The sequence below is a fragment of the Micromonospora sicca genome, from assembly GCF_003172935.1.
Lineage (GTDB): Bacteria > Actinomycetota > Actinomycetes > Mycobacteriales > Micromonosporaceae > Micromonospora > Micromonospora sicca.
Window position 1 is genome coordinate 1 of the sequence record NZ_QGKS01000165.1, and the last position, 6,175, is coordinate 6,175.

Below are 6,175 nucleotides of genomic sequence, written 5' to 3' on the forward strand. Positions count from 1 at the left end.
GACAACCCCTCCCCTGCCCGCCGCCCGGTCGATCAGGGCGGTGTGAACACCCGTTCAACCCGTTCCGCGCCCTCGTCGGGCAGGATTCGGCATCGAGTCGCGGTGGCCGTCACGTTCCGGGGCGGCGGGACGTGCAGAGGAGGGGGAGAATGCGGCTGCGGGGAGGGACGTGATGGCAGTGGATCTCGATGCCGAGTTCGAGGCGGAGCGCGGGCACCTGATGGCGGTCGCCCACCGGATGCTGGGCAGCCGGAGCGAAGCCGAGGACGCGGTCCAGGAGACCTGGCTGCGGTACGCCGCCGCGCTCGCCGACCCGGCGGCCCGCGCCCAGATCCGGGACCTGCGCGCCTGGCTCACCACCACCTGCTCGCGGATCTGCCTGGACGTGCTCCGCTCCGCGCGGGTACGCCGGGAGGCCTACCCGGGCCAGTGGCTGCCGGAGCCGGTGGTGCGGCCGGTCCCGACGGCCGACGGCTTCGCCCCCGACCCGGCCGAACGGGCGGTCCGCGCCGACCAGGTCGGCACGGCGCTGCTGGTGGTGCTGGAACGGCTCGCGCCGGAACAGCGGGTCGCGTTCGTGCTGCACGACGTCTTCGCGGTGCCGTTCGCCACCATCGCGGAGGTGCTCGGCACCACACCCGCCGCGGCCCGGCAGCTCGCCTCCCGGGCCCGCCGGGCGGTCACCGCCCCGGACGTCCCCCGGCACACCGCCGACCTGGCCGAGCAGCGGCGGGTGCTGACCGCGTTCGCCGCCGCCGTGGAGTCCGGCGAGCTGGACCGGCTGGTCCAGGTGCTCGCCCCGGACGTGGTGCTGATCGGCGACAGCGGCGGGCACTTCCCGGCGGCCCGCCGGCCGGTCGTCGGGGCCGACGCGGTGGCCCGCTTCATCCTCGGCCTCTTCGGCCAGGCCGGCCGGTACGGCGGCCGGCTGCTGGCCCGGCCCGCACTGGTCGACGGCGCCCTCGGCTGGCAGGCCGAGACCGTGCACCGGGACGGCCGGCCGATCCGGCTGGTGACCGCGTTCGCCGTGCACTCCGGCCGGATCACCGGCGTATTCAACCAGCTCAACCCGGAGAAGGTGCGCGACCTCCCACCGCTGGGCGCCGAGGAGACCTGGCCGCTGCGCTGGTGAGGTCGGCTCAGACCACCAGGGCCAGCCACTTCCGGTACGACGTGGCGAACGGCTCGGTGCCGTCGCCGAGCGCGCCGAAGAGCCAGCGGGCCGCCGACTGGGCCTCGGCGACCACGTCGTCGGGGTAGCCGAACCGCTCGCGGTGCTCGGCGAACTCGTCCTCGTCCCGCAACTCCACCAGGCCGGTCGCCCGGCGACGCACCACATCCAGGTCGAGGTCGATCAGGTGGACCGTGTCGTCGCCCTCCCAACGGGCCGGCGTGGCGATGTCGCAGTAGACCTCGCTGGTCCGCGGCGGCGGGTTGAACATGCCGGTCCACCAGCCGTGGTGCGGCACCAGCAGGACGAAGGGGATCTGCTCGACCGACGGCCGGCCGTGGTAGACCGACTCGGTGCCGGCCGGCACGCCGAGCCAGACACCGAGGTCGTCCTCGGCGAGCCGACGGGCCGGGTAGTCGCGGTGGGCGCTGCCGTCGTACTTGCGGTAGATCACGCGGACCACGTCGCTCGGCATGACTGGCACCCTAACCGATTCCGGCCACGCGACGCGATCGGCAGGTAACCGGACGCGACCCGCGCGGACGCATGCCGCGACGACGCCACGCGGCGGATGGGCGCGCCCGGTGTCGGCGGCGACGGGTACCGTCGCACGGTGACTCCGCCCCGCACCGCCACCGGTCCCGCCGCGTCCCGGAAGGGTCGGGGCACCCGGCCGAGCGGGGCCGACCTGCTCGCCGCCGCGGTCGGCGCGGTGCCCGGCGGGGCCACCCGCCCGGGCCAGCAGCAGATGGCCGAGGCGATCGAGCGGAGCATCGCCTCCGGCGAGCACCTGCTCGTCCAGGCCGGCACCGGCACCGGCAAGTCGCTGGCCTACCTCGCCCCGGCGCTGACCGTGGACGGCCCGGTCGTGGTCTCCACCGCCACCCTGGCCTTGCAGTCCCAGCTGGTCGACCACGACCTGCCCCGGCTCGCCGACGCGGTGGAGCCGCTGCTCCGCCGGCGGCCCACCTTCGCCGTGCTCAAGGGCCGGCACCACTACCTCTGCCTGGCCCGGCTGGACAACTCCACCGAGGACGAGCCGGAGGAGACCCTTTTCGACGCCCCGGCCGCCCGCCCGGGCGGCGGCGGCACGAAGTGGCTGGGCGAGGCGGGCCGGCTCGGCAAGCAGATCCAGCGGTTGCGGGACTGGGCCGAGGAGACCGCCACCGGCGACCGGGACGAGCTGGACCCGGGCGTGGACGACCAGGTCTGGCGGACGGTCTCCATGCCGGCGCGGGAGTGCGTCGGCGCGAGCCGGTGCCCGTTCGGTCAGGAGTGCTTCGCCGAGGCGTCCCGGGCCCGGGCCCGGGAGGCGGACATCGTGGTCACCAACCACAGCCTGCTCGCCGTCGACATGCTCGCCGGCCGGCACATCGTGCCGCCGCACAAGCTGCTCATCGTGGACGAGGCGCACGAGCTCGCCGACCGGGTCTCCTCGGCCGCCCAGGCCGAGCTGGTCCCGGAGCTGATCGACCGGTCCGCCCGGCGGGCCCGGCCACTGCTGCGCCCGGACGTCGCCGAACGGCTCACCGAGGCCGGCGACGCCCTCGCCGTCGGGCTGGCCGAGGTGCCCGCCGGGCGGCTGACCGGCGGGCTGCCGGGGCCGCTGCGCGAGGCGTGCACGCTGCTCGACGCGGCGACCCGGGCAGCGCTGGAGGCGATCGGCGAGGTCAAGGCCGACGACCCGGACCCGGTCCGCAAGCAGCAGGCGAAGGCGGTGCTGGACGAGCTCTCCACCACCGCCCAGCGGCTGCTGGAGGAGGCGGACCACGACGTGGCCTGGGTGGAGAAGCCCGACAACGGCAGCCGCCGGGCCCTGGTGGTCGCCCCGCTCTCCGTCGCCGGCACCCTCGCCACCCACCTGTACGACGAGCGCACCGTGGTCGCCACCTCGGCCACCCTCGCGCTGGGCGGCCGGTTCGACACGGTGGCCCGAGCGCTCGGACTCGACGCGCCGCCGCCCGCCCCGCCGACCCCGGCCGCCGCCGCCCTCGCCGCCAGCACGGCGCGTGGGGACGCCGTCCCGCCCGCGCCGGTCGCCGCCACGCCGGGCAGCCGGGCCGCCACCGGCACCGTGCCGGCCACCGAGGGGCCGGGCTGGTGTTCGCTCGACGTCGGCTCACCGTTCGACTACGCGCGGCAGGGCATCCTCTACGTCGCCGCGCACCTGCCCCGCCCCAGCGTCTCCGGGCTGCCCGAGGCGGCCGGCGAGGAGCTGCTCGCGCTGGCCGGGGCACTCGGTGGGCGTACCCTCGGGCTCTTCTCCTCGCGCCGGGCCGCGCAGCAGGCCGCGGAGCTGCTCCGCGCACGGACCGACCTGCCGGTGCTGCTCCAGGGCGAGGAGGCGCTGCCGCTGCTGGTCCGCCGGTTCCGGCAGGAGCGGTCGAGCTGCCTGTTCGGGGTGATGTCGCTCTGGCAGGGGGTGGACGTGCCGGGCGACGCCTGCCAGCTCGTGGTGATCGACCGGCTGCCCTTCCCGCGCCCGGACGAGCCGCTCGCGGCGGCCCGGGCCGCGGCGGTGGACGCGAGCGGCGGGTCGGGTTTCGCCGCGGTGAGCGTGCCGATCGCGGCAGTGCGGCTGGCGCAGGGCGTGGGGCGGCTGATCCGGGCCACCGGGGACCGGGGCGTCGTCGCGGTGCTCGACTCCCGGCTGGAGACCGCCCGCGGCTACGGCCCGTTCCTGCGGCGCTCGCTGCCGCCGTTCTGGTACACCACCCGGCCGGACGTGGCCCGGGGCGCCCTGGAACGGCTCGGGAAGAGCTGACGGGAGCAGGCGGACGACCCCGTCGGCCGTCCGCCCGCTCCCTCCACATGGGTCGCTGACCGTCCCCGTCGGTCAATTCCGGTCAACTCAGGGCGCCTGCGAGGCGACGACCACCGCGTCCGGCGGGGTGTCCGGCACGGTCCGGGCGGCGAGCCGCCGAACGGCCGTGTTGAGCACCGCGATCAGCGGCACCGCGACCAGCGCCCCGGTGATCCCGGCGAGGACGACGCCGGCGGCGATCCCGATGATCACGGCCAGCGGGTGGATGGCCACGGCGCGCCCCATGATCAGCGGCTGGAGCACATGCCCCTCCAACTGCTGCACGCCGATCACCACGCCGAGGATGATCAGGGCCTTGATCGGCCCGCTGTCGACCAGCGCCACCAGCACCGCCACGACGCCGGAGAGGGCCGCCCCGACGATCGGGATGAACGCCCCCAGGAAGACCAGCGCGGCCAGTGGGAAGGCGAACGGGATGTCGAAGACGACCAGGAAGATGCCGATGCCGACCGCGTCGATGAAGGCGACCAGGACGGTGGCCCGGACGTACGCGCCCAGCGTCGACCAGGACGCCCGGCCGGCGTCGTCGACCTTCCAGCGGGCGGCGACCGGCAGCAGCCGGACCAGGAACCGCCAGATCTGTTTGCCGTCGCGGAGGAAGAAGAAGGTCGCGAAGAGCACCAGGATGGTGCCGGTGAGCACCTCGGCCAGGGTGGCCGCGGTGGAAAGGGCACCACTGGTGACCTTCGAGGTGTTGCCGTTGACCCAGCCCTGCGCCTCGTCGATGTACCGGTTGAGCTGGCCGTCGGAGAGGTGCAGCGGCCCGGTCTTGAGCCAGTTCTGGATCTGCCGCACACCCTCCGACGACTTCTCGCTCAGCTTCGGCACGCCCTGGATGAACTCGTTCACCACCAGGGTCAGCGTGCCGACCACCGCGGCCAGCCCGCCGACGAGCACCACGCCGGTCGCCAGCGACCGGGGGAAGCGGGCCTTGAGCAGCCAGCCGACCGCGGGGGCGAGCAACGCCGAGAGCAGCAGCGCCACCGCGAGCGGAATGATCACGATCCGGATGGTGCCGACGATCTTGAGCAATCCCCAGGTGACGAGCCCGATCACGATCAGGCGCCACGACCAGGCGGCGGCGATCCGCAGCGCGTGCGGCACGTCGGCGTCGTCCCGGCTGGAGGTGGAGTTGTGCATGGTGGCCGGCGCTTCCGCGCCCACCACCGTCGCCGAGGGCGGCGCCACCGGACCCGGCGAGGCCGGCGAGGCCGGCGAGGCCACGCCCGGGTCGTCGGGCTCGTCCGCCGGGTCGTCACGGCGCGCGCGCACCGACTCACGTCCCGACTCGTACGCGTGACGGAGCCGTCCGCGTACCCGCTCGAAGCGGCTCAAGCGCACCTCCCGCAAAGCTGGCCCGCCCACGACACAGGGGGGCAGGATACGTCCGTCCGTCCCACCCTAGGCCGGTTCCGCCACACATTGCCCCCGCTCGACTCCGCTCAACCACCGCACGATCGACCGCGGCGCACGCGGTAGCGTCTTCGCGTGACCGCCGACCAGAACCTCGACTCCGGCCTGCCGATCCGCCTGCTGCACGACCGCGTGCTGGTGCGTATGGAGGGCAGTGAGGGCGAGCGCCGCTCCACCGCGGGCATCGTGATCCCGGCGACCGCGGCGGTGGGCAAGCGCCTCGCCTGGGCCACCGCGGTGGGGGTGGGCCCGCACGTGCGCTCGATCGTCGCCGGCGACCGGGTGCTCTTCGACCCCGACGAGCGGTCCGAGGTCGAGCTGCACGGCCGCGGGTACGTCCTCCTCCGCGAGCGCGACGTGCACGCCGTCGCCGCCGAACGGGTGGAGCACGAGCCCACCGGCTCGACCGGCCTCTACCTCTAGGCCCTCCCCACCCGGACGTCGTTTGCCTTCCTTCCCGACGGGAAGCCAGGCACCTCCAGCGCCCTGGGGAGGGACGATGCCGGAATTCCTGAAGAAGCTGCTGCTGTGGGGCTTCGTCGGCTTCCTGATCTACTTCATAGCGTTCCGCCCGGACGGCGCGGCCCAGATGTTCAAGGGGATCGGAGCGGCGCTGATGGCCATCTTCCAAGGCCTCGGCGACTTCATGACCGGCCTGATGACCTGACTACCCGCCACCACCCGCCCCGCGTCGGCGGTCGGCGATCAGGTGCCGGGGGGCCAGGGCGCGGCCGGTCGCGGGCCGTACCAGCCGGGCGGGCCGTAGG

The 6,175-nt window shown here is 74.8% G+C and carries 5 protein-coding genes and 1 pseudogene; 4 read left to right on the forward strand and 2 right to left on the reverse strand.

Going from position 1 to position 6,175, the window contains the following annotated elements:
• Window positions 1-172 precede the first annotated feature (172 nt).
• Window positions 173-1,132, forward strand: coding sequence for an RNA polymerase sigma factor SigJ (gene sigJ / locus DKT69_RS08485; RefSeq protein WP_109801029.1), 960 nt, complete (start codon window positions 173-175; stop codon window positions 1,130-1,132).
• A gap of 7 nt (window positions 1,133-1,139) precedes the next feature.
• On the opposite strand, the gene DKT69_RS08490 is transcribed toward sigJ, so the two are convergent.
• Window positions 1,140-1,646, reverse strand: coding sequence for a DUF402 domain-containing protein (locus DKT69_RS08490; protein ID WP_109801030.1), 507 nt, complete (start codon window positions 1,644-1,646; stop codon window positions 1,140-1,142).
• Window positions 1,647-1,757: 111 nt separating this feature from the next.
• On the opposite strand from DKT69_RS08490, the pseudogene DKT69_RS08495 reads away from it, so the two are divergent.
• A pseudogene (locus DKT69_RS08495) lies at window positions 1,758-3,935 on the forward strand (ATP-dependent DNA helicase); the annotation flags it as partial.
• Window positions 3,936-4,022: 87 nt separating this feature from the next.
• On the opposite strand, the gene DKT69_RS08500 reads toward DKT69_RS08495, so the two are convergent.
• On the reverse strand, window positions 4,023-5,330 hold the full coding sequence (locus tag DKT69_RS08500) for an AI-2E family transporter (protein WP_377534163.1): 1,308 nt from the start codon (window positions 5,328-5,330) through the stop codon (window positions 4,023-4,025).
• Between the two features lie 153 nt (window positions 5,331-5,483).
• Between DKT69_RS08500 and DKT69_RS08505 the strand changes: the two genes are divergently transcribed.
• Together DKT69_RS08505 and DKT69_RS38885 are read left to right on the forward strand one after the other, a co-directional pair.
• Window positions 5,484-5,831, forward strand: a complete 348-nt coding sequence (locus DKT69_RS08505) for a GroES family chaperonin (RefSeq protein WP_109801032.1) — start codon at window positions 5,484-5,486, stop codon at window positions 5,829-5,831.
• Between the two features lie 76 nt (window positions 5,832-5,907).
• The gene (locus DKT69_RS38885; protein ID WP_201749543.1) at window positions 5,908-6,075 is read left to right on the forward strand and encodes a hypothetical protein; all 168 of its coding nucleotides are present in this window, start codon (window positions 5,908-5,910) and stop codon (window positions 6,073-6,075) included.
• Window positions 6,076-6,175 lie beyond the last annotated feature (100 nt).